Raw genomic sequence first — 20,596 nt, forward strand, 5'->3', positions numbered from 1 at the left:
TTTACTGCGCGCCCTTGAGCTGCTGCAGCTCGGCCTGCGCCTCGTGCAGCTTCTTCTCGCGGTCCGCGATCTTGCTGGCACGGCCCTTCTCCTGCGCCGCGCGCAGGTCGCGCTCGCGCTCGGCCACCTTGCGCTCCTGGGCGCGGATGCGCTTCTGGTGCTCGGCCGCCAGCTTGGCGTCGGTGCAATTGCGGTTCACTTCGGCCAGCGCCGTCTCGAGCCCGCGCACGCGCTGCTTCTGGCCCTTGGACTTGGCCATCTCGATGTCGCGGCCGATGGCCTCGCGCTTGGCGTCGCAGGTGGCGGGGCCGGCGGGTTGCGCGGCGGCGCCGAGGGCGGTGAACGCGGCCGCGGCGGCCAGCACGATGGGCAGAAATTTCATGGAGAGGTTCCTTGTGTGCGCAACGGCGCAGGGGCGACTTTAGCGGCTGGCGCCGCGTAAACCCTGCCCCGGAATGTCGTCGCGATGACTGAGTACGAACGCATCACAAAAAATAATGGCGCGCCCCCCTGACTGACTGACTGACCGACCGACCCCAGGAGCCCCGAGCATGTCGAAGCGCAAAGTGATCGTGACCATCGCCCCCACCGGCGGCATGGCGCACAAGTCGCAGAACCCCCACCTCCCCACCCAGCCCGCCGAGATCGCCGCCGATGTGCTGCGCTGCTGGAACGCCGGCGCCAGCGTGGTCGCCATCCACGCGCGCCGCCCCGACGACGGCGCCACCTGCAACGCCGAGGTGTACCGCGACATCAACAGCCGCATCCGTGCGCTCGGCAGCGACATCGTGCTGAACAACTCCACCGGCGGCGGCGTGCACGGCGACATGGTGAAGCCGCTGGCCGGTGATCGCTGGGAGATCGCGTGGGAAGAGCGCATCAAGGGCATGGACGCCGGCGCCGAGATGTGCACGCTGGACGCCACCACGCTCAACCTGAGCTTCGAAGGCAAGCAGATCCTGATGGACACGCCGATCACGCGCGGGCGCGAGCTCGCCGCCGGCATGAAGGCGCGCGGCATCAAGCCCGAGTGGGAGGTGTTCAGCCCCACGCACATCCTGCAGGACACGACCACGCTGATCGAGGAAGGCCATGACGACGAGCCCTACTTCGTCAACCTGGTGATGAACGTGCACCGCAACTTCCAGAACGCGATGCCGTACTCGCCGCGCAACCTGCAGATGATGGTCGACACGCTGCCCCAGGGCGCCATCTTCGGCGTGAGCGGCATCGGCATGTCGCAGCTCGAAGCCAACGTGGCGGCGCTGCTGCTGGGCGGCCACGCGCGCGTGGGCCTGGAAGACAACCTCTACTTCCGTCACGGCGAGCTGGCCACCAACGTGCAGCTCACCGAGCGCATCGTGCGCGTGATCCGCGAGCTCGACATGGAAGTGGCGACGCCGTCCGAGGCGCGCCAGATCATGGGCCTGCCGCGCGTGGGCGGCCCGCGGCCCGAGTTCGCGCTCGGTTGAAGACAGACAACAACGACAACGAACGGAGACACCGCACATGAACATTCCCCGCACCGCCCTGGCTCTCGCACTCGCCGCCGCATTCGCATCGGGCGCATCGGCCCAGGTGTCCGACGACACCATCCGCATCGGCTTCATCAGCGACATGTCGGGCCTGTACCGCGACTACGACGGCCCGGCCGGCGCCGAGGCGATCCGCATGGCCATCGCCGACATGGGAGGCGCCATCGACGGCAAGAAGATCGAGCTGGTCACGGCCGACCACCAGAACAAGCCCGACATCGCCGCCGCCAAGGCACGCGAGTGGTTCGACGTGAACAAGGTCGACATGCTGATCGGCGGCGTGAACTCGGGCGCGGCCATTGCCATGGCCGGCGTGGCGGCCGACAAGAAGAAGCCGTACTTCGTGGTGGGCTCGGGCGCGTCGAGCCTCACCAACGAGTACTGCTCGCCCTACACCGTGCACTACGCCTACGACACCGTGGCCATGGCGCGCGGCACCGCGAGCGCGGTGGTCAAGGCCGGCGGCAAGAGCTGGTACTTCGTGGCGGCCGACTACGCCTTCGGCGCCGCGCTGCAAGGCGACGCCACCAAGACCGTGCAGGCCAGCGGCGGCACGGTGGCGGGTTCGGTCAAGCACCCGCTGGGCGCGAGCGACTTCTCCTCGTTCATGCTGCAGGCGCAGAGCTCGAAGGCCCAGGTGCTGGCCCTGGCCAACGCGGGCGGCGACACGGTGAACGCCATCAAGTCGGCGGCGGAGTTCGGCATCAGCAATAACATGAAACTCGCCGGCATGATCATCACCATCAACGACGTGCACGCGCTGGGCCTGAAGGCTTCGCAGGGCATGTACCTCACCGACAGCTGGTACTGGAACCAGAGCCCCGAGTCGCGCGCCTGGGCGCGGCGCTTCTTCGACAAGCACAAGCGCATGCCCTCCTCCTTTCATGCCGGCGACTACTCGGCCGCGCTGCAGTACCTGCAGGCCGTGAAGGCCGCGGGCAGCGACGACGCCGACAAGGTGATGGCGCAGCTGCGCAAGACGAAGTTCAACGACATGTTCGTCAAGGGCGGCTGGCTGCGCGACGACGGCCTCATGGTGCACGACATGCACCTCATGCAGGTGAAGGCGCCGGCCGAGTCGAAGGAGCCGTGGGACTATTACAAGGTGATCGAGAACATCCCCGGCGAAGCCGCGTGGACCACCAAGACGGAGAGCCGCTGCGCGCGGTGGAAATCAGCATGAACCTCACCACCGACGTGAAGCGCGTCGCCGTCGTCGGCACCGGCGTGATCGGCGCGAGCTGGGCCGCGCACTTCCTCGCGCACGGGCTCGACGTGAACGCGACCGACCCCTCGCCCGGCGCCGAAGACCGGCTGCGCGCCGCCGTGGCGCAGCACTGGCCGACGCTGGAACGCTTCGGCCTGGCCGAGGGCGCCTCGGTCGACCGCCTGCGCTTTCACGACAGCCTGGAAGACGCGGTGGCCGTGGCCGACTTCGTGCAGGAGAACGGCCCCGAGCGCATGGATTTCAAGATCGATCTGTTCCGCCGCATGGACGCGGCGGCACCGCCCGAAACGATCCTTGCGTCGAGTTCGTCGGGCCTGGCGATCAGCGGCGTGCAGTCGGGCTGCGTGCACCCGCAGCGCGTGGTGCTGGGGCATCCGTTCAACCCACCGCACCTGATTCCGCTGGTCGAGGTGATCGGCGGCGAACAAACTTCGGCCGACACCATCGCCCGCACGATGGCCTTCTATGCCGCCATCGGCAAGCGGCCGATCCACGTGAAGCGCGAGGTCAAGGGCCACATCGCGAACCGGCTGCAGGCCGCGCTGTGGCGCGAAGCGTTCCACCTCGTCAACGAAGGCGTGGCGAGCGTGGCCGACATCGACACCGCCATCGCGCACGGCCCCGGCCTGCGCTGGGCCGTGATGGGGCCGTTCATGAACCTGCACCTCTCGGGTGGTGCGGGCGGCATCGAGCATTTGCTCGCGCACCTGGGCGGGCCGATCGAAGACTGGTGGAAGGACCTGGGCGCGCCGTCGATGACGGACGCGTTGAAGCAGCAGGTGGTGCAAGGCGTGGACGAGGCCCTGGGCACGCGCCACACCGCCGACCTCGAAGCCGCGCGCGACACCCTGCTGTTGAACCTGATTCGCGCCAAGGCCGAGACGGGTACGCTGGATTGACATGACCGACTTCCTTCTCGACGACATCCTGGTCGCGCCGCCCCGCACGGTGCGCATCGACTTCGACGACGGCTCGTTCGTGCTGCGCTCGCCGACGGCGTTGCAGCCGTATGCGCGCTGCATCGGCGAATGGATCGAGCGCTGGGCGCGCGAGACGCCCGATGCGCTGGCGTTTGCCGAACGCGATGACAGCGGCGAAGGCTGGCGCACGCTCGACTACCGTGCGCTGCGCTCAGCCGTCGGTGCCGTCGCGCAGGGCCTGCTCGACCTGGACCTGCCCGCCGGCCGCCCGGTCGTGATCCTCTCGGACAACGCCATCGACCACGCCGTGCTGATGCTCGCGACGATGCACATCGGCCGCACGGCCTGCTCGCTGTCGAGCGCCTACTCGCGCATGGCGAAAGACCCGTCACGGCTGCACAGCATGTTGAAGGCGCTGCAGCCCGGGCTGATCTACGCCTCCGACGCGAAGGTGTATGGCGCATCGCTCACCGGCTGCGGCGTCGAGGCCGTGACGGTGTTCAGCCGCAACGCCGAGGCGCATCCCGGCGCGATGGCCTTCGACCGGTTGCGCGCGACGAAGGAAACGCCCGCCGTCATGCAGGCCTTCGCCGCCGTGGGCCCCGACACGCACGCCAAGTACCTGCTGACCTCCGGCTCCACCGGCCAGCCCAAGGTGGTGATCAACACGCACCGCATGCTGTGCGCCAACCAGCAGATGATGGCGCAGACCTGGCGCTTCCTCGCGCAGGAGAAGCCGGTGCTCGTCGACTGGCTGCCATGGAGCCACACCTTCGGCGCGAACCACAACCTGCACATGGTGCTGTGCCACGGCGGCGCGCTCTACATCGACGAGGGTCGGCCCGCGCCGGGCCTGATCGAGAAGACGGTGCGCAACCTGCGCGAGGTGAAACCCACGCTGCTGTTCAACGTGCCGCGCGGCTTCGACATGCTGCTGCCTTTTCTCGAAGCCGACGACGCACTCGCCGCCGAAGTGTTCTCGCGGCTGCGCCTGGCCTTCTACGCGGCGGCGGCGCTCGCACCTTCGACCTGGCAGCGGCTCGAAGCCGTGGCGCGGCGCGTGCGGCCCGCGCGCCCGCTGTGGCTCACGACCTCGTGGGGCGCCACCGAGACCTCGCCCGCCATCACCTCGGCGCACTGGCAGCTCGACGGCGCCGGCTGCATCGGCGCGCCACTGCCGGGGCTGGAGCTGAAGTTCGTGCCCAACGGCGAGAAGCTGGAGATGCGCGTCAAGGGCGTCTCGGTGTTCCCCGGCTACCGCGACGCGCCACGCGAGACCGCCAGTGCCTTCGACGCCGAGGGCTACTACCGCATCGGCGACGCGGGCTACCTCGCGAACCCCGGCGACCCGACGCAGGGCGTGATCTTCAACGGCCGCGTGGCGGAAGACTTCAAGCTCTCGACCGGCACCTGGGTGTCGGTGGGCACGCTGCGCGTGAAGCTGGTGTCGCTGCTGGCACCGCATGTGCAGGACATCGTGCTCACGGGCCACGACCGCGACGCGATCGGCATGCTGGTGTTCGCCAGCCCGCAAGGCGCCGCCCTCGCGCCCGAGGCGCTGGCCGCGCGCATCGCCGAAGTGCTGCGCGCCCTGCGCGACGAAGGCGCGGGCTCGTCGCAGTGCCCGGCCTGCGCGCTGGTGCTGGCCGAACCACCCAGCCTCGATGCGGGCGAGATCACCGACAAGGGCTACATCAACCAGCGCGCGGTGCTCACGCGGCGTGCGGCCGAGGTGGCGCGACTGCATGCGCCGGCGGCGGGCGATGCGGACGTGATCCGCGCCACCTGAACGCGGCGGGGTTGGAGAACCCGGGAATGTTTTCTACGATGGCCGGGCCACCCGCCATTTCAACTTCCCGGAGACGCCGCCCATGTCCACCCCACCCTGCGTGACCTTCGAAGCGGACGGCCCCGTCTGCACGCTCACGCTGAACCGTCCCGACAAACGCAACGCCGTGGACGGCGTGGTGGCCGCCGCGTTGCGCGCGGCCTTCGAACACTTCGAGGCCGACGACGCGCTGCGCGTGGCCGTGCTGACGGGCGCGGGCGGCCATTTCTGCGCGGGTGCCGACCTGGGCGCGGTCGGCGACCCGGCGCGCCGCAACGAGCTCGACCCCGACGGCGGCGGCGCCGGCCCGATGGGCCCGACGCGCATGGCGCTGTCCAAGCCGCTGATCGCGGCGGTGAACGGCTACGCGGTGGCGGGCGGGCTCGAGCTCGCGCTGCTGGCCGACCTGCGCGTGGCCGACGACGACGCGGTGTTCGGCGTGTTCTGCCGCCGCTGGGGCGTGCCGCTGATCGACGGCGGCACGGTGCGGCTGCCGCGCCTCGTGGGCATGGGGCGCGCGCTCGACCTGATCCTCACGGGTCGGCCGGTCGGGGCGGCCGAGGCGCTGGCGATGGGCCTGGTGAACCGCACCACGCCGCCGGGCGGCGCACTCGCCGCCGCGCAGGAACTGGCACAGCAGATCGCCGCCTTCCCGCAGCAATGCATGCTGGCCGACCGCCGCTCCGCTTTCGAACAGTGGGACCTGCCGCTGGCCGAGGCGCTGCGCCGCGAAGGCGCGCAGGGCGTGCCGATCGTCGCGGCCGAAGGCGAAGCCGGCGCCGCGCGCTTTGCCGGCGGTGCGGGCCGGCACGGCACCTTCACCGGCTGATTCAAGCGCGCCGCCGCAACGCGGTGCGCAGCGCCTTCGCAAAGCGCGGGTCGGCCATGGCGCCCACATTGAAGCGCGACCAGCGCGAGACCTGCGTCGAGTCGACGCTGAAGATGCGCCCCGGCGCCATCACGATCTTGCGCGGCAGCAGCTCTTTCGCGAAGGCCAGCGAGTCGTCCACGCCGGGCAGCGCAGCCCAGATGTAGAGCGACTGCGGGCTGCGCGCGAAGACCTCGGCGTCCACGGCGTCGAACAGCTTCAGCGCGTCGCGCGTGGCCTCGCCCAGCCGCTGCTGCAGCCGCTTGAGGTGCCGCTGGTAGTGGCCCTCGCTCAGGATGACGTCGACCGTGCGCTCGCTGTACTCCGAGCTGCTCACGTGGATCAGCGCCTTCAGGTCGGCGAGGTCGCTCGCCAGGTCGGCCCCGCAGGCGATGAAGCCCACGCGCAGCGCGGCCGAGAACGACTTCGAGAAGCTGCCGATGTAGATGGTGCGTTCGAGCTGGTCGAGCGCGGAGAGGCGCGGCAACGCGGTCGGCTTGAAGTCGGCCAGCGGGTCGTTCTCCACGATCAGCAGGTCGTACTTCTGCGCCAGCTGCAGCACGCGGAACGCCTTGGCCGGCGAGATGTCGGAGCCCGTGGGGTTGTGCGCGAGCGACTGCGTGAAGAACAGGCGCGGCCGTTCGGCGATGAGCAGCTGCTCCAGCACCTCGAGGTCGGGCCCGTCGGCCAGGCGCGGCACCGCCAGCATCTGCGCGCCCGCGAGCTTGAGCTTGCCGAACAGCGGGTAGTAGCCCGGGTCGTCGACCAGCACCTTGCCGCCGGGCGGCACGAAGTAGCGGATGACGATGTCCATCGCCTCGTTGGCGCCGTGCGTGAGCACGATCTGCCGCGGCTCGGCGCCGATGCCGAAGTCCGCCAGCTTGCGCACGAGGTGGTCGCGCAGCGGCGCATAGCCGAAGCGGCTGCCGTAGCGGAACAGCGCGCCGAGCCCCGTGCGCACGACCTTCGGGTGGTACTTGTCCAGCCGCACATCGGCCAGCCATTCGACGGGCGGAAAGCCATCGCCCACGGCCACCGCATCGGGCTGCGTCTTGAGCTGCTCGCGCATGAGCCACACGATGTCCATCGCGCGGCCGAGGCTGCCCGCGTCGTCCTCGGCGGGCTTGGGCGTGGCCGTGGCCTGCGCCAGCACGTAGTAGCCCGAACCGCGCCGCGGCTCGACGAGGCCGCGCGACACCAGCAGCTCGAAGGCGGCCACCACGGTGTTCTTGGCGTAGCCATGCAGCTGTGCGAGTTCGCGCAGCGAGGGCAGCTTGTCGCCGGCCTTGTAGGCGCCGCTCGCGATCTGGCGCGCGAGGGTGTCGGCGAGCGAATCGGCGATCGTGGTCATGGGTTTGGACTGTGACACAGCGAGGCGTGGCGGCGCACCACTGTCCGCACTGTCCCGCCAAACTGTGCCTTCCGCGGGCGGTACAGCCGGCCTAAATTGCCTGCTCCCGAATTCACCTTCCGAAGAGACACGCACCGATGGCCGCCGATTCCCGCATTCCCAATTTCCGCGCACTCACGCCCGCCCAACGCCTGGCCCACATCGCACAGGCCGCCGCGCTCACCGACGACGAGGTGGCGCTGCTCGCCCAACCCGGCGCGCTGGGCGTGGAGCGCGCCAACGGCATGGTCGAGAACGTGATCGGCACCTTCGAGCTGCCGCTGGGCGTGGCCGGCAACTTCACCGTGAACGGGCGCGACTACCTCGTGCCGATGGCGGTGGAAGAACCCTCGGTGGTCGCCGCCGCCTCCTTCATGGCCAAGCTCGCGCGCGAAGGCGGCGGCTTCGAGGCCTCGAGCACCGGCCCGTTGATGCGCGCGCAGGTGCAGGTGATCGGCATCACCGACCCGTACGGTGCGCGGCTGGCGCTGCTGCGTGCGCGCGACGAGATCCTGGCCGTGGCGAACAGCCGCGACAAGGTGCTGATCGGCTTGGGCGGCGGCTGCCGCGACATCGAGGTGCATGTGTTCGGCGACACGCCGCGCGGCGCGATGGTGGTGATGCACCTGATCGTCGACGTGCGCGACGCGATGGGCGCGAACACGGTCAACACGATGGCCGAGGCGGTGTCGCCGCTGGTCGAGAAGCTCACGGGCGGCACGGTGCGCCTGCGCATCCTGTCGAACCTGGCCGACCTGCGGCTGGCGCGTGCCCGCGTGCGGCTCGCGCCCTCGGTGCTGGCCACGCGCGAACGCAGCGGCGAAGAGGTGGTCGAGGGCGTGATCGACGCCTACACCTTCGCGGCCATCGACCCGTACCGCGCGGCGACGCACAACAAGGGGATCATGAACGGCATCGACCCGGTGATCGTCGCGACCGGCAACGACTGGCGCGCGGTGGAAGCCGGCGCGCATGCGTACGCCTGCCGCAGCGGGCGCTACACCTCGCTCACCACGTGGGAGAAGGACGCGGGCGGCGCGCTGGTCGGCACCATCGAGATGCCGATGCCGGTGGGCCTGGTCGGCGGCGCCACGAAAACGCACCCGCTCGCGCGGCTCGCGCTGAAGATCCTCGACGTGAAGTCGGCGCAAGAGCTTGGCGAAGTCGCCGTGGCCGTCGGCCTCGCGCAGAACCTCGGCGCGTTGCGCGCGCTTGCCACCGAAGGCATCCAGCGCGGCCACATGGCGCTGCACGCCCGCAACATCGCGCTCGTCGCGGGCGCCACCGGCGACGAGATCGACGCCATCGCCAGACAGATGGCCGCCGAGCACGACGTGCGCACCGACCGCGCCGTGGCGCTGCTCGACGCGCTGCGCAAGAAGTAAGCAACGCGGGAGCCTCCCGCACCACGGTCCGCGGCCGACACCGCGGCGGTCGCGCACGCGGCCGTCACACAACCACAGACGGAGACAACTCGAATGAACGCAGACAGTGCAACGCCCGCCCGCTGGCGACTGGTGGAGATATGGGGCGACACGGCCGACCTGGGCCACCTCGCGTGGTCGATCGCGATCGGCGTCGCGGTGAGCCTCACGGGCTACCTCGTGGCGAGCCGCGTGCTCGCGAGCGTGGTGAGCACGCCCGAATTGGCGCGCGCCTACGCGATGCTCGCGGGCCTGGGCGGCTGCGTGGTCTCGGGCGTGATCTGTGCGAAGCTCTTCACGCCCAAGCGCGAAGTGGTCGAAGGCACCGCCGCCGATCCGCGCTGGCGCGAGGAGGTGCTGGCCGAGCTGGCCGCCGAGCACGGCGACCTGGGCTCGGTGAACGACCTGCCGCCGGTGGTGGTGCGCGAGATGAAGGAGCTCGAGATCTACGAGCTGTTCGCGTCGTACAAGCCCCAGGCCGCCAAGGCCGCCGAAGGAGCCGCCTCGTGATCGACGCCGCCCTGTTCAACCAGATCCTCGTCGCCACCGGCATGGGCCTCGTGGGCGCCATCGTGTTCGCGGCCATCGGCCTCGTCTCGGGCACCGACGAAACCACCACGCTCGCACCGCTCACCCTGCTGGTGGTGCTGCTGGGCGTGCCGCCCGAAGGCGTGTTCACCTTCTTCCTGGCGGCGGCCGTGGCCAAGCACATGACGCACGCGGTGCCCACCGCGCTGCTGGGCATTCCGGGCGACACCATGGCCACGCCGCTGCTGCAGGACGCCAACGTGTTGCGCAACCTGGGCGTGCCGCACATCGCGCTGCGCAAGATGGTGTCGGGCGCGATCATCGCGGCCTTCCTGGCGGTGCCGCTGGCCGTGCTGTTCGCGGTGCTGCTGGCGCCGTACGGCGCGGCCATCACCAAGGCGGCGCCGTGGATCTTCGTGGTGGCGGCCGTAGCCATTGCGTACTTCTCGAGCGGGCGCTGGGCCTCGGTGGCCACGCTGGTGCCGTTCGTGATGGTCATCGTGGCGCTGCAGGCACTCACCGGCAAGTACGGCGTGAAGCTCAGCATCAGCTACTTCCTGGGCATCGCCATCGGGCCGCTGGTGGCCGATTTGTTCTCGGTGATCTCGCCCGCGGCGCGTGCGCGCATGAAGCGCGACAAGGTCCGCACCTTCTCGCTCGCACCCGACGTGAAGGGCTGGTCGGGCTACTTCCCGAACCCGTTCAAGGTGCTCGACCGCGCGCAGGTGAAATGGACCTTCGCGACCGCCGCGATCTCCAGCGCCACCTTCGTGTTCAGCCCGGTCGCGATGACGGTGGTGCTGGGCGAGCTGGTCGGCTCGCGCATCAAGCATGCGTACCACCGCCTCACGACCACGCTGGCCGCGCGCAACGGCGTGACCGAGGCCACCTACATCGCCGAGGCGCTGATCCCGCTGATCGCCATCGGCCTGCCGCTGAGCCCGGTGGCGGCCGGCCCCGCCGCGCCGCTCTTCAATGCGCCGCCGGTGTTCACCATCGATTCGGCCACGGGCCAGACCCACAACCTGCACAACCTGCTGAACCACTGGGAGTTCCTGGGCTACGGCATGCTCGCCGTGGTGCTCGCGGCGCTGGTGGCCTACCCCTTCACGATGAACTTCGCGCGCCGCGCGGCGCTGTTCGTCTCGCGCAAGGTGAGCCACGAGGCAATCATCGCGACCTTCGTCGGGTTGATCGTGGTGATCAGCGTGTGGGAAGGCCAGCTGCTCGGCCTCCTGGTGATCCTCACGATGGGCCTGCTCGGCGGCCTGCTGTCGCGTGCCATCGGCTTCAACACCGACGTGCAGTTCATGGGCTACTACACGGCGGTGCTGACGGTGCCGGCGGTGATCAAGGCGTTCTCCTGATCGGCGAGCACCCACAGCGTGTCCCGTGCCCAGGACACCGGGTGCTTCCCGCAGCGAAATCAAGGAGGAGGCCGCAGGCCGGGGGACATTCGCGGAGGGAAGTACCCGGTGGCCTGGGCACGCGCCCTGAACGCGACGGCAACCAGCGAGTCAGCGCTGCGATGCAGAGGGTTTCGGCGGCGTCTTCTTCGCCGGTTCATCCCCACCGAACAGCTTCTCCAGCTGCTGCCCCACCCGCGCCCCGATCGCCGTGCCCACCCCCGGCAGCACCGCGCTGCCAACGGCCGCCCCCGCGAGCGCGCCGCCGGTCATCGACACCTCGGGCTCGGCCACGCTGCCGCCGATCTTCAGCGGCACGCCGACCACGCCATCGACCAGGTCCACCGCCATCTCGCCCGACATCTGCCGGTTGAAGAGGCGCAGGTTGCCGCTGGCGGTGAGCACGCCCGAGCGCGCCTTGAGGTTCGTGTAGCGCATCACGATGCCGTCTTCGGTGCCCTGGGTGTCGAGCGTGCCCGTGAGCTCGTCCAGCGCCGTGGTGCCGCCGCGGCTGATGCCGGCGGTGGTCACGGCCTTGGCCAGGTCGAGCCGGGTCAGCGTGGCGGGTTGCACCGAGAAGGTGGTGCGGGTGTGCAGGCCGCGGATCAGCGCGCCCACCTCGCGGGCCTCGGCCACCAGCGAGGTGTGGCCCGAGACCTTGCCCGCCACCGCCGAGCGGCGCCCGAAGGCCTGCACCAGTGCTTCGATGTCGACCTGCCGCGGGTCGAGCTCGGCCGACACGCGCAAGCCCCGCCCTTCAGGCAGCACCTCGAGCCGCGATTCACCGTTCCACGTGCCGCCCCCGGCGTCGATGCGGGTGCGCCAGCGGTCTTCCGTGCCCTCGCGGTCCAGCCGCAGGCGCACGGGCGATGCGGCGCCGGCGCGCTCCAGACGCAGGTTGCGAGGGCGCCAGTTGTCGTCGAACGTCACCTCGCCGTCGTAGGCCAGCGCGATGTCGCGGCGGTCGATCCAGACCACGTCGCGCCAGCGCACGCGCTCCACCGGCACGGCCGCCAGGGTCCAGGGCGCGGGCAGCGGCACGATGCGCTCGCTTTCCTGCGGCTCGGGGCCTTTGTCCCGGAAGGCGCGCACCGAGGCGCGCGGCAGCACCAGGCTCTCGAGCGCGATCTCGTCGATCGCCACCTCGCGGCGCAGCAGCAACGGCCACAGGTGCAGCCGCACGCTCACGCGGCGCAGGGTGATGGGCTGGGGCTGGTCGGTCGCCAGCTCGGACAGCGCCAGCACGGGCACCGGCCACAGCGACCAGTGGGCGCCGCCCACGGTCAGCTCGACGCCGTAGCGCTGCGAGAAGCCCGCGGCGATGCGGGCCGCCACCTCCTCGTCGTCGGGCAGGCGCGCGGCCACCACGAGCGCCAGCGCGCCGAAGCCCAGCAGCAGCACCGCCACCGAGCCCAGGAGCCACCGCCGCACCGAAGGGAAGGTCATCGGGCCAAGGTAGCACGCAAAGGCGACTGCGGTTGTCAGCCGTCGTCGCTATAGTGCCCTCGCACCCCCTGTATCGGAGACCCCTGCATGCGTATCTGGAAGAAAGAGATCTCGGTCGAATCGCTGACCGCCAACCACGTGGGCACGGCCGTGGCCGCCCTGGGCATCGAATTCCTGGAGGTGGGCGACGACTTCATCCGCGCCCGCGTGCCGGTGGACGAACGCACCCGCCAGCCCTACGGCATCCTGCACGGCGGCGTGTCGGTGGTGCTGGCCGAGACGCTGGGCTCCTGCGGCGCGCACTACTCGGCCCCCGAGGGCGACCGCGCCGTGGGCCTGGACATCAACGCCAACCACATCCGCTCGGCCACCAGCGGCTGGGTCATCGGCACGGCGCGGCCGGTGCACCGCGGGCGCACCACGCAGGTCTGGCAGATCGACCTGACGAACGAGGCCGGCGAGCTGACCTGCGTCTCGCGCATCACCATGGCGGTGCTGCAGCCGCGCTGAGCGCGGGCGCGCCTTCCGGGCGCTTCTTTTCTTTCTTCTCCCGCTGGTACGCCTCTTGCGGGTGGCACCCGTGTTCAGCACGGGGTGGATCGACCACAATCTCGCCCCAGGGAGCGCGTCGACCCCCCAAACACACACCAACCGAGGAGAAGAAAACACATGTTCAACTGGACTGAAAAGCCGGTGTCCACACTGGCCAACGGCGCGGTCATCGCGCCCGACGAGCGGCTGCCCTGGCTGCAGACCGGCGCGATGGGCATCCAGCACGTGATCGCCATGTTCGGCGCCACGGTGCTGGCGCCGATCCTGATGGGCTTCAACCCCAACATCGCGATCCTGATGAGCGGCATCGGCACGCTCATCTTCTATCTCGTGACGGGCGGCAAGGTGCCCAGCTACCTGGGCTCGAGCTTCGCCTTCATCGGCGTGGTGATCGCGGCCAGCGGCTACGCGGGCAAGGGGGCCAACGCCAACATCGCGGTGGCCCTGGGCGGCATCGTGGCCTGCGGGGTGGTCTACATCCTGATCGGGGCCATCGTGCAGGCCGTGGGCACGGGCTGGATCGAACGCTTCATGCCACCCGTGGTCACGGGCGCCGTGGTGGCGGTGATCGGGCTGAACCTGGCGGGCATTCCCATCAAGAACATGGCGGCCAGCAACTTCGATTCGTGGATGCAGGCCGTGACCTTCCTGTGCGTGGGCCTGGTGGCGGTGTTCACGCGCGGCATGGTGCAGCGCCTGCTGATCCTCATCGGCCTGATCCTGGCCACGCTGGTGTATGCCGCGCTCACCAACGGCATGGGCCTGGGCAAGCCGGTCGACCTCAGCGGCATCGCCAACGCGGCCTGGTTCGGCCTGCCGACCTTCACGGCGCCGGTGTTCACGGCCAACGCGATGCTGCTGATCGCGCCCGTGGCGATCATCCTGGTGGCGGAAAACCTCGGCCACCTGAAGGCCGTGACGGCCATGACCGGGCGCAACCTCGACCCGTACATGGGCCGCGCCTTCATCGGCGACGGCATTGCCACGGTGGTGAGCGGCGCCGCGGGCGGCACGGGCGTGACCACCTACGCCGAGAACATCGGCGTGATGGCAGCCACGCGCATCTACTCGACGGCGGTGTTCGTGGTGGCGGCCTTCATTGCGCTCATCCTGGGCTTCAGCCCCAAGTTCGGCGCGCTGATCCAGGCCATTCCGCTGCCGGTGATGGGCGGCGTGAGCATCGTGGTGTTCGGCCTGATCGCCATTGCCGGCGCCAAGATCTGGGTCGACAACAAGGTCGATTTCTCGCAGAACAAGAACCTGATCGTGGCCGCCATCACGCTGATCATCGGCACCGGCGACTTCACGCTGAAGTTCGGCGACTTCGCGCTCGGCGGCATCGGAACCGCCACTTTCGGGGCCATCATCCTCTACGCCCTGCTGGGCCGTTCGCGCAACGCCTGAGCGCAGACAAAGTGAAACCTCGTGCAATAACTGTTGTGCGGGGTCAGTGAACGCGGCGCCGGTCACCGGGCTTTGGCCGGCGCCCGTTAGACTCCAACGCTTTTCGCACCGACGTTCACACACGTTTTCCAATGGCCGATGTTTCCGCCGCTCGTACCAAGGCGGTTTTCGAATTCAAGAGCGCCACACTGCCGCTGATCGCAGTGATCCTCAAGACAGCCGACCTCGACGTGCTGGCCGAGGCGCTCGACGCCCAGTTGGCGGATTCGCCCGACTTCTTCGAGCAGGAGCCGGTGGTGATCGACCTCTCGCTGCTGCAGGAACAGGCGGCCGAGGGCGGCACCGACGCCCCCGAAATCGACTTTGCCGCCCTGCGCAGCCTGCTGGCGCGCCACCAGACCCAGCCGATCGCCGTGCGCGGCGGCAGCCCCGAGCAGCATGCCGCGGCACGTGAAGCCGGCCTGTCGGTGGCCGCCATGCCCTCGGCCCCCGCGCCCCGCCCACCGGCCCCGCCCGCCGAGGCGCCCGCGCCGTCGGAAGCCCCGCAGATCGTGCGCGAGCTGCCGGTGCCGGCCAACGGCACGCTGCTGATCGACAAGCCGCTGCGCTCGGGCCAGCAGATCTACGCGCGTGGCGGCGACGTGGTGGTGACGGCCATCGTGAGCTTCGGTGCCGAAGTCATCGCCGACGGCAACGTGCATGTGTACGCGCCGCTGCGCGGCAAGGCCATTGCCGGCGCGCGCGGAAACACCGAGGCGCGGATCTTCTCGACCTGCATGGAAGCGCAGCTGGTGGCCATTGCGGGCATCTACCGCACGAACGAAGTGCCGCTGCCCGAGCCCGTGCTGGGCAAGCCCGCCCAGGTGCGCCTGGACGGCAAAAAAATAGCGATCGACGCGATTCCCTGATGAAAAACCAGGAACGCGGCAGCGCTGAGCATCAATCGACAACTGAATCGAAACAAGAAGGAATGGCGATGGCCAAAATTGTGGTGGTGACCTCGGGCAAGGGCGGCGTCGGCAAGACGACCACGAGCGCCAGCTTCGCGTCGGGCCTTGCGCTCGCCGGCAAGAAGACGGCCGTGATCGACTTCGACGTGGGCCTGCGCAATCTCGACCTGATCATGGGCTGCGAACGCCGCGTGGTGTACGACCTGATCAACGTGATCCAGGGCGAGGCCAACCTGAGCCAGGCGCTCATCAAGGACAAGCAGTGCGACAACCTGTTCGTGCTGGCCGCCTCGCAGACGCGCGACAAGGAAGCCCTGTCGCAGGACGGCGTGGAGAAGGTGCTGACCGACCTGGCCGCCATGGACTTCGACTACATCGTCTGCGACTCCCCCGCGGGCATCGAGACCGGCGCCATGATGGCGATGCACTTCGCCGACGAGGCGCTGATCGTCACCAACCCCGAAGTCTCTTCGGTGCGCGACTCGGACCGCATCCTGGGCATGCTCAGCAGCAAGACCAAGCGCGCCAAGGACGGCGGCGAGCCGATCAAGGAGCACCTGCTGATCACCCGCTACAACCCGAACCGCGTGGCCGGCGGCCAGATGCTCTCGCTGGAAGACATCCAGGACATCCTGCGCATCAAGCTGATCGGCGTGATCCCCGAGTCGGAAAGCGTGCTGCACGCCTCCAACCAGGGCGTGCCCGCCATCCACGACAAGGACACCGACGTGGCCCAGGCGTACAGCGACGTGGTCGCGCGCTTCCTTGGCGAAGACAAGCCGATGCGCTTCGTCGAAGCCGAGAAGCCGGGCTTCTTCAAACGGATTTTCGGGAGCAAGTAGGCATGTCGTTTCTTTCGTTCCTGCTTGGTGAGAAGAAGAAGACTGCGAGCGTCGCCAAGGAGCGCCTGCAGATCATCCTCGCTCACGAGCGCTCCAGCCTCAGCGGCAAGAAGCGCCCCGATTACCTGCCCGAGCTCCAGCGCGAGCTGGTGGCGGTGATTTCCAAGTACGTGTCGATCAACGCCGACGACATCAAGGTGCACCTGGAAACCCAGGACAACCTCGAAGTGCTGGACATCAAGATCGAACTGCCCGATCCGGTTCCGGCGCGCTGAGCGCCAGAGCCCCGATCAACCGGCTCACGCCGGTTGGTCCGGGGCCGCAGCGGGCAGCGCCTCCAGCCGCTGCGTCCACGCGCGGGCCTTGTCCTCGTCGAAGAGCGGACTTTCGCGGTCGCCGTAGAACTGCGCCGCCAGAGATTCCACGCAGGCGCGCTGGCTCTCCAGGTTCTCTTCGCAGTCATCGAGCGCGGCGCCGGTGAGCAGCCAGCGCTCTGCGGCCGCAGCATCTTCCGACGCGCCCTGACCCTGCATGCGCATCCAGCCCAGCTCGTAGCAGGCCCAGCCCTGCTGGCGTTTTGTGCTGTCTTCCGCCACCTTCTGCAGCGCATAGAGGGCTTCGGCGTACAGCACGTTCACTTCCGCTTCTCCCTGACCCTGTTCAGCCAGCGCCCCTGCGTGCAGGCACAGCGTGCGACCGAGCTGCATCGTGGCGCTGACGTCGCCGGCTTCGTGGCCGCGGCGGAAGTAGCCGATCGCCCGCGCCAGGTCGGGCTCCCCGGGTTCGCCGAGCTTGTGCGCCAGGCCGAGGTTGTAGAGCGCCATCGTGTTGTTGTGCTCGGCGGCCCGTTCGTAGTGCCGCACGCCGCCTTCCAGGTCGCGCTCGCCCCCCTCGCCTTCGCTCAGCATGTAGCCGAGATGGGCGTGCGTGGCGGCGTCGTCCTCGCCGCCATGGGCGATGGCGTGGAGCAGCCATGCGCGCGCCAAGGCGGGTTCGGCGCCGAGGCCGGCCGTGTCCCAGCGCAGCATCTTCGAGAGCTCGCACATCGCCACGGGCAGGCCGTCGGGTGACGCGGTGGCGGGGGCGTCGCCGGGCTCGCGCACGCCGGCGGCGCGTGCCATCCAGCGCAGGGCTTCGCGCGGGTCGGCCTCGATGCCCTCGCCGTCGCGCAGGTGGCAGGCCAGCTCGTAGGCGGCCCGCAGGTCGCCGGCGGCATGGCGCGCGGCCATGTGCTCGGCGTGCGCCTGCTCGCGGCCGTCGGCGTGCAGCCAGACGTACAGGCCGGTGTCGTTGCGCGCGGCCTGCACCGGCTCGCCCGCGCTCCAGCGCTTGCACAGCGCCGAGCGGACCGCGACGGCCATCCAGCCGTCGGCGACCGACAACGCGGCCGTGATCCACGGGTAGGCCTGCGGGTGCAGCACGGCGCCGTCGACGCGCAGCACGCCCACGGCGAGTTGCCCCTTCTCGACCTTCGCGGCGCGCGGCACCGGATCGGCGACCAGCCAGCCGATGTCCTGCGTGCCCCAGGCCAGCGGCTGCAGCGTGCGGTGCCGGCACGGCACCAGCTCGCGGCCGGCGGCCACGTCGTAGATGCCGCGCAGCCACGGCGCGTTCTTCGCCGTGCGCCCGCCCTTGGACGCCACGCGCACCAGGTCGCGCCGGACCATGGCGTGCGCGCGCTCTTCGCCGGTCAGCGGCTCCAGGGTCTCGAAGCGGCCGTAGTCGAAGGGCACGAGCACGCGGCCCTGCCCATCGACGAGGCCGCACAGGCCGTCGGCGCGTTCCACGGCAAAGCGCTTCGGCCGGGCCGGGGTGCCGCGCTCGTTCGACGGATCGTTGTCTTCGCTCGTCAGGACCTCCATCGGGTATTCCTCGAGCAGGTCGATCTGTTCGTACACCGGCTCGATCGCGACGCGGCCTTGCGCGTCGAGCAGCCCGCTCTTGCCGTCGCGCTTGGCGTCGAAGCCCTCCCAGTCGTGGCGCCACTGCAGGCTTTCGAAATGCGGCGGCACGGCCCAGTCGCCGTCCGCGCGCACCAGCCCCCAGCCGCCCTCGTCGCCGCGCGCGGGCGCGAGGCCGAAGGGCGTGAAGTCTTCGGCTTCTTCGAACCGGGGCGCAATCGTCCATTGGCCCTGCAGGTCGACGTACCCGATGCGCTCGCCCACGCGGGCGCGCACCCGGCCTTCGACAAAGCTCCAGACCTCGTCGACCGAGGGCGGGAGCAGCCAGCTGCCGTCGGTGCGCAGCAGGCCGACGTGGTCGCCGACCAGCGCCGTGGCGATGTCGTCCTCGAAGGCCCAGACCTCGTCGAGCTGCGGTTCGAGCAGCACGCGCGGCGCCTCGGCGTCGGCATGCAGCAGGCCGGAGCGCTCGCCTTGCGAGATCCAGAGCAGGCGCGGATCATCCGCACCGGCGTAGCGGATGTCGTCCCACGCGGGCTCGACCACGGTGGTGCGCTGGCTGCGCCCGTCGTCGTCGTACACCACGCGCATCACGCCCCAGCGGCCGTCGACCTCGAAGCGCCAGAGGTCCTCGCCCAGGTGGTTGTCGTAGTCGGGGCGCTCGCCGTCGTCTTCGTCTTCTTCCTCGGGCTCGAAGTCGGCAAAGCGCTCGTCGCGCGGCGCCTCGTAGCCGTCGAAGTACGGATGCGACAGGCTGCCGAAGCCGAACTGCCAGGCCCAGGCCTCCCAGTCGGCGAAACGTTGGACGCCGAGTGCCGCGTCGACGCCCGGGTGGTTGCCGCCGTCGATGCAGCGCTGCACCTCGGCCCACAGTTCATTGCACTCGCGGCGGTTGCGTTCGATGAAGCCCTCGCCTTCCGTGTCTCCGCCCAGCCAGGACAGTTCGTCGAGGTTGGCGGAAAAGCGCGGCGCGCTGTCGTCCGGCGTCTCGTCGATCAGTTCGGCCAGGTGCAGCGCCACGGCCTCGAACTGCAGCGCGATCTGCGGCAGCGTGTGCAGCATCGGGTGCCGTTCGACAAAGGCGTGCAGCTGCCGGATGCGCGCGAGCGCGGCGTGCGCGTCGCTGGCGAGGTTGTCGGTGCCCGCATCGCCGAAGACGCGCTGGTGGTCGATGGCGTCGCCGGCCGCGCCATCGGCCAGCAGGAGCTGCCAGAGCACGGGGAAGTTGTTGTTGGCTTCGGCGATTTCGTCGGCCGATGCTTCTTCGGTGTCGGGAAGACTGTGTTCGAGATAGAGCCAGGAACGATTGCCCATGTGTGGTCGGTGCGTGTGTCGTCCATGGCGAAGGCCATGGGTGGCGCCCAGTTTAGGGGCGCCGTTTCACGCGCACGTGACCGCCGGCCGCTACGCCAGGAACTGCGTGACCTGCGCGAGCACGGCCTGCTCCTTGAGGATGCGGCGATGGCCCCAGCCCTGCGTGGGAAAGAGCCGCGCACCGGCGATCGCATCGCGAAAGGCCTCGGCATCGGCGAAGCGGTTCACGCGGTCGTCGCGGTCATGCACGATGAGCGTGGGCTGCGCGATGCGCGGGCCCACGGCGGCGGGCTCCAGCTGCTGCATCAGGATGCCCTCACGCGCCTCGATCAGGCGCTGCATGCCCGCGCGCGTGCGCTCGCTGAGGCCGAACACCTGCGCGAAGTAGCGCGTGTACTCGCGCGGCGAGGCCGGCGGTGCCAGCAGCACCAGCCGCTGCGCCGGCAGCCCGCGCCCCGCCGCATAGGCCAGCGCATTGGCCCCCAGCGAATGCGCGACCGCCGCGCGCAGCACGTGCCCGTCGGCGCCGAGCCGCGCCGCCACGTAGTCGATGGCGCGCGCGAACTGCGGCAGGTTGCTGGCCGTGCCCGCGCTGCGGCCGTGGGCCGGCATCTCCAGCAGCACGGGCCGCAGGCCTTGCGCAGCGACGGCCTGTGCCAGCGGCAGCATCTGGCCCGCGTGGCCGCCCCAGCCGTGCACCAGCAGCACGACCGGTGCCGACTCGGCGCCCGAGTCCTGCGCGGCCAGGTGGTAGATGCCGAGGTTGGCGTCTTCGAAGGACCAGGCCTCGCGGCGCCAGTCGGCACCGGGCTGCTGGCCGCGGTGCAGCCATTTGGGCGGCAGCGGCGTGCCGAACACGCGGTAGGCCGCGCGCACGCCGAGGGCAGGCCACAGGCGCTGCGAGGCGCCGAGGCCGAAGCGCATCGCGCGCATCAGCGGGCTGGCGCTGTAGTAGCCCACGGGGGCTGTGGTGGTGCTGGTGGTGGTCATGGGGAAGGCTTTCGTTCAGGGGCTCAGTACCAGACCCAGTCCTGGTTGCTGCGCGGCAGGCTGCGCAGCG

Annotated in this window: 18 protein-coding genes; 13 read left to right on the forward strand and 5 right to left on the reverse strand. The window is 69.9% G+C overall.

Annotated features, from left to right (window positions below; genetic code table 11):
• Position 1: 1 nt before the first annotated feature.
• Positions 2-382, reverse strand: coding sequence for a DUF1090 domain-containing protein (locus AC1RLW_RS20520; protein ID WP_493194792.1), 381 nt, complete (start codon positions 380-382; stop codon positions 2-4).
• Positions 383-551: 169 nt separating this feature from the next.
• Here AC1RLW_RS20520 and AC1RLW_RS20525 point away from each other — a divergent pair, with 169 nt between their 5' ends.
• The 5 genes from AC1RLW_RS20525 to AC1RLW_RS20545 all read left to right on the forward strand — a co-directional run bounded on the left by AC1RLW_RS20525 (position 552) and on the right by AC1RLW_RS20545 (position 6,340).
• On the forward strand, positions 552-1,472 hold the full coding sequence (locus AC1RLW_RS20525; protein ID WP_493194794.1) for a beta-keto acid cleavage family enzyme: 921 nt from the start codon (positions 552-554) through the stop codon (positions 1,470-1,472).
• Between the two features lie 37 nt (positions 1,473-1,509).
• A complete protein-coding gene (locus tag AC1RLW_RS20530; protein ID WP_493194796.1) occupies positions 1,510-2,718 on the forward strand; it encodes an ABC transporter substrate-binding protein in 1,209 nt (402 codons plus the stop codon).
• Positions 2,715-3,662 (forward strand): 3-hydroxyacyl-CoA dehydrogenase NAD-binding domain-containing protein, encoded by a 948-nt coding sequence (locus AC1RLW_RS20535; RefSeq protein ID WP_493194798.1) that lies wholly within the window; start codon positions 2,715-2,717, stop codon positions 3,660-3,662. The genes AC1RLW_RS20530 and AC1RLW_RS20535 overlap by 4 nt, the downstream gene beginning before the upstream one ends.
• Before the next feature lies 1 nt (position 3,663).
• A complete protein-coding gene (locus AC1RLW_RS20540; protein WP_493194800.1) occupies positions 3,664-5,472 on the forward strand; it encodes a feruloyl-CoA synthase in 1,809 nt (602 codons plus the stop codon).
• Between the two features lie 82 nt (positions 5,473-5,554).
• Positions 5,555-6,340 (forward strand): crotonase/enoyl-CoA hydratase family protein, encoded by a 786-nt coding sequence (locus AC1RLW_RS20545; protein WP_493194802.1) that lies wholly within the window; start codon positions 5,555-5,557, stop codon positions 6,338-6,340.
• A gap of 1 nt (position 6,341) precedes the next feature.
• Here the strand turns inward: AC1RLW_RS20545 and AC1RLW_RS20550 are convergent, their stop codons facing one another.
• Positions 6,342-7,730: an aminotransferase-like domain-containing protein gene (locus AC1RLW_RS20550; RefSeq protein WP_062481803.1), complete on the reverse strand. Its 1,389-nt coding sequence runs from the start codon at positions 7,728-7,730 to the stop codon at positions 6,342-6,344.
• A 137-nt stretch (positions 7,731-7,867) separates the two neighbouring features.
• On the opposite strand from AC1RLW_RS20550, the gene AC1RLW_RS20555 reads away from it, so the two are divergent.
• The 3 genes from AC1RLW_RS20555 (at position 7,868) to AC1RLW_RS20565 (ending at position 11,088) form a co-directional block, all read left to right on the forward strand.
• Positions 7,868-9,154, forward strand: a complete 1,287-nt coding sequence (locus tag AC1RLW_RS20555) for a hydroxymethylglutaryl-CoA reductase, degradative (RefSeq protein ID WP_487850385.1) — start codon at positions 7,868-7,870, stop codon at positions 9,152-9,154.
• A 93-nt stretch (positions 9,155-9,247) separates the two neighbouring features.
• On the forward strand, positions 9,248-9,703 hold the full coding sequence (locus AC1RLW_RS20560) for a hypothetical protein (protein WP_493194804.1): 456 nt from the start codon (positions 9,248-9,250) through the stop codon (positions 9,701-9,703).
• Positions 9,704-9,744: 41 nt separating this feature from the next.
• Positions 9,745-11,088 carry a tripartite tricarboxylate transporter permease gene (locus AC1RLW_RS20565; protein WP_493195329.1) on the forward strand — a complete coding sequence of 448 codons (1,344 nt, stop codon included), beginning with the start codon at positions 9,745-9,747 and terminating at the stop codon, positions 11,086-11,088.
• Positions 11,089-11,238: 150 nt separating this feature from the next.
• Here AC1RLW_RS20565 and AC1RLW_RS20570 read toward each other — a convergent pair whose 3' ends face one another.
• Positions 11,239-12,573, reverse strand: coding sequence for an AsmA family protein (locus AC1RLW_RS20570; protein ID WP_493194805.1), 1,335 nt, complete (start codon positions 12,571-12,573; stop codon positions 11,239-11,241).
• A gap of 87 nt (positions 12,574-12,660) precedes the next feature.
• On the opposite strand from AC1RLW_RS20570, the gene AC1RLW_RS20575 reads away from it, so the two are divergent.
• From AC1RLW_RS20575 to minE, 5 genes are all read left to right on the forward strand, one after another.
• On the forward strand, positions 12,661-13,083 hold the full coding sequence (locus AC1RLW_RS20575; RefSeq protein ID WP_095948453.1) for a hotdog fold thioesterase: 423 nt from the start codon (positions 12,661-12,663) through the stop codon (positions 13,081-13,083).
• Positions 13,084-13,242: 159 nt separating this feature from the next.
• Positions 13,243-14,529 carry a solute carrier family 23 protein gene (locus AC1RLW_RS20580; protein ID WP_070061419.1) on the forward strand — a complete coding sequence of 429 codons (1,287 nt, stop codon included), beginning with the start codon at positions 13,243-13,245 and terminating at the stop codon, positions 14,527-14,529.
• Positions 14,530-14,660: 131 nt separating this feature from the next.
• The gene (gene minC / locus AC1RLW_RS20585; protein ID WP_070061420.1) at positions 14,661-15,437 is read left to right on the forward strand and encodes a septum site-determining protein MinC; all 777 of its coding nucleotides are present in this window, start codon (positions 14,661-14,663) and stop codon (positions 15,435-15,437) included.
• A 68-nt stretch (positions 15,438-15,505) separates the two neighbouring features.
• Positions 15,506-16,321 (forward strand): septum site-determining protein MinD, encoded by an 816-nt coding sequence (gene minD / locus AC1RLW_RS20590; RefSeq protein WP_062481817.1) that lies wholly within the window; start codon positions 15,506-15,508, stop codon positions 16,319-16,321.
• Between the two features lie 2 nt (positions 16,322-16,323).
• Positions 16,324-16,596: a cell division topological specificity factor MinE gene (minE, locus tag AC1RLW_RS20595; RefSeq protein WP_056574726.1), complete on the forward strand. Its 273-nt coding sequence runs from the start codon at positions 16,324-16,326 to the stop codon at positions 16,594-16,596.
• 24 nt (positions 16,597-16,620) lie between these two features.
• On the opposite strand, the gene AC1RLW_RS20600 is transcribed toward minE, so the two are convergent.
• Entirely contained in the window at positions 16,621-19,536 is a 2,916-nt protein-coding gene (locus tag AC1RLW_RS20600; protein WP_493194809.1) for an SEL1-like repeat protein, read from the reverse strand.
• Between the two features lie 90 nt (positions 19,537-19,626).
• Positions 19,627-20,526: an alpha/beta fold hydrolase gene (locus AC1RLW_RS20605; RefSeq protein ID WP_493194810.1), complete on the reverse strand. Its 900-nt coding sequence runs from the start codon at positions 20,524-20,526 to the stop codon at positions 19,627-19,629.
• Positions 20,527-20,596: the final 70 nt, after the last annotated feature.

This window comes from Variovorax sp. GW822-FHT04A09 (genome assembly GCF_058801005.1).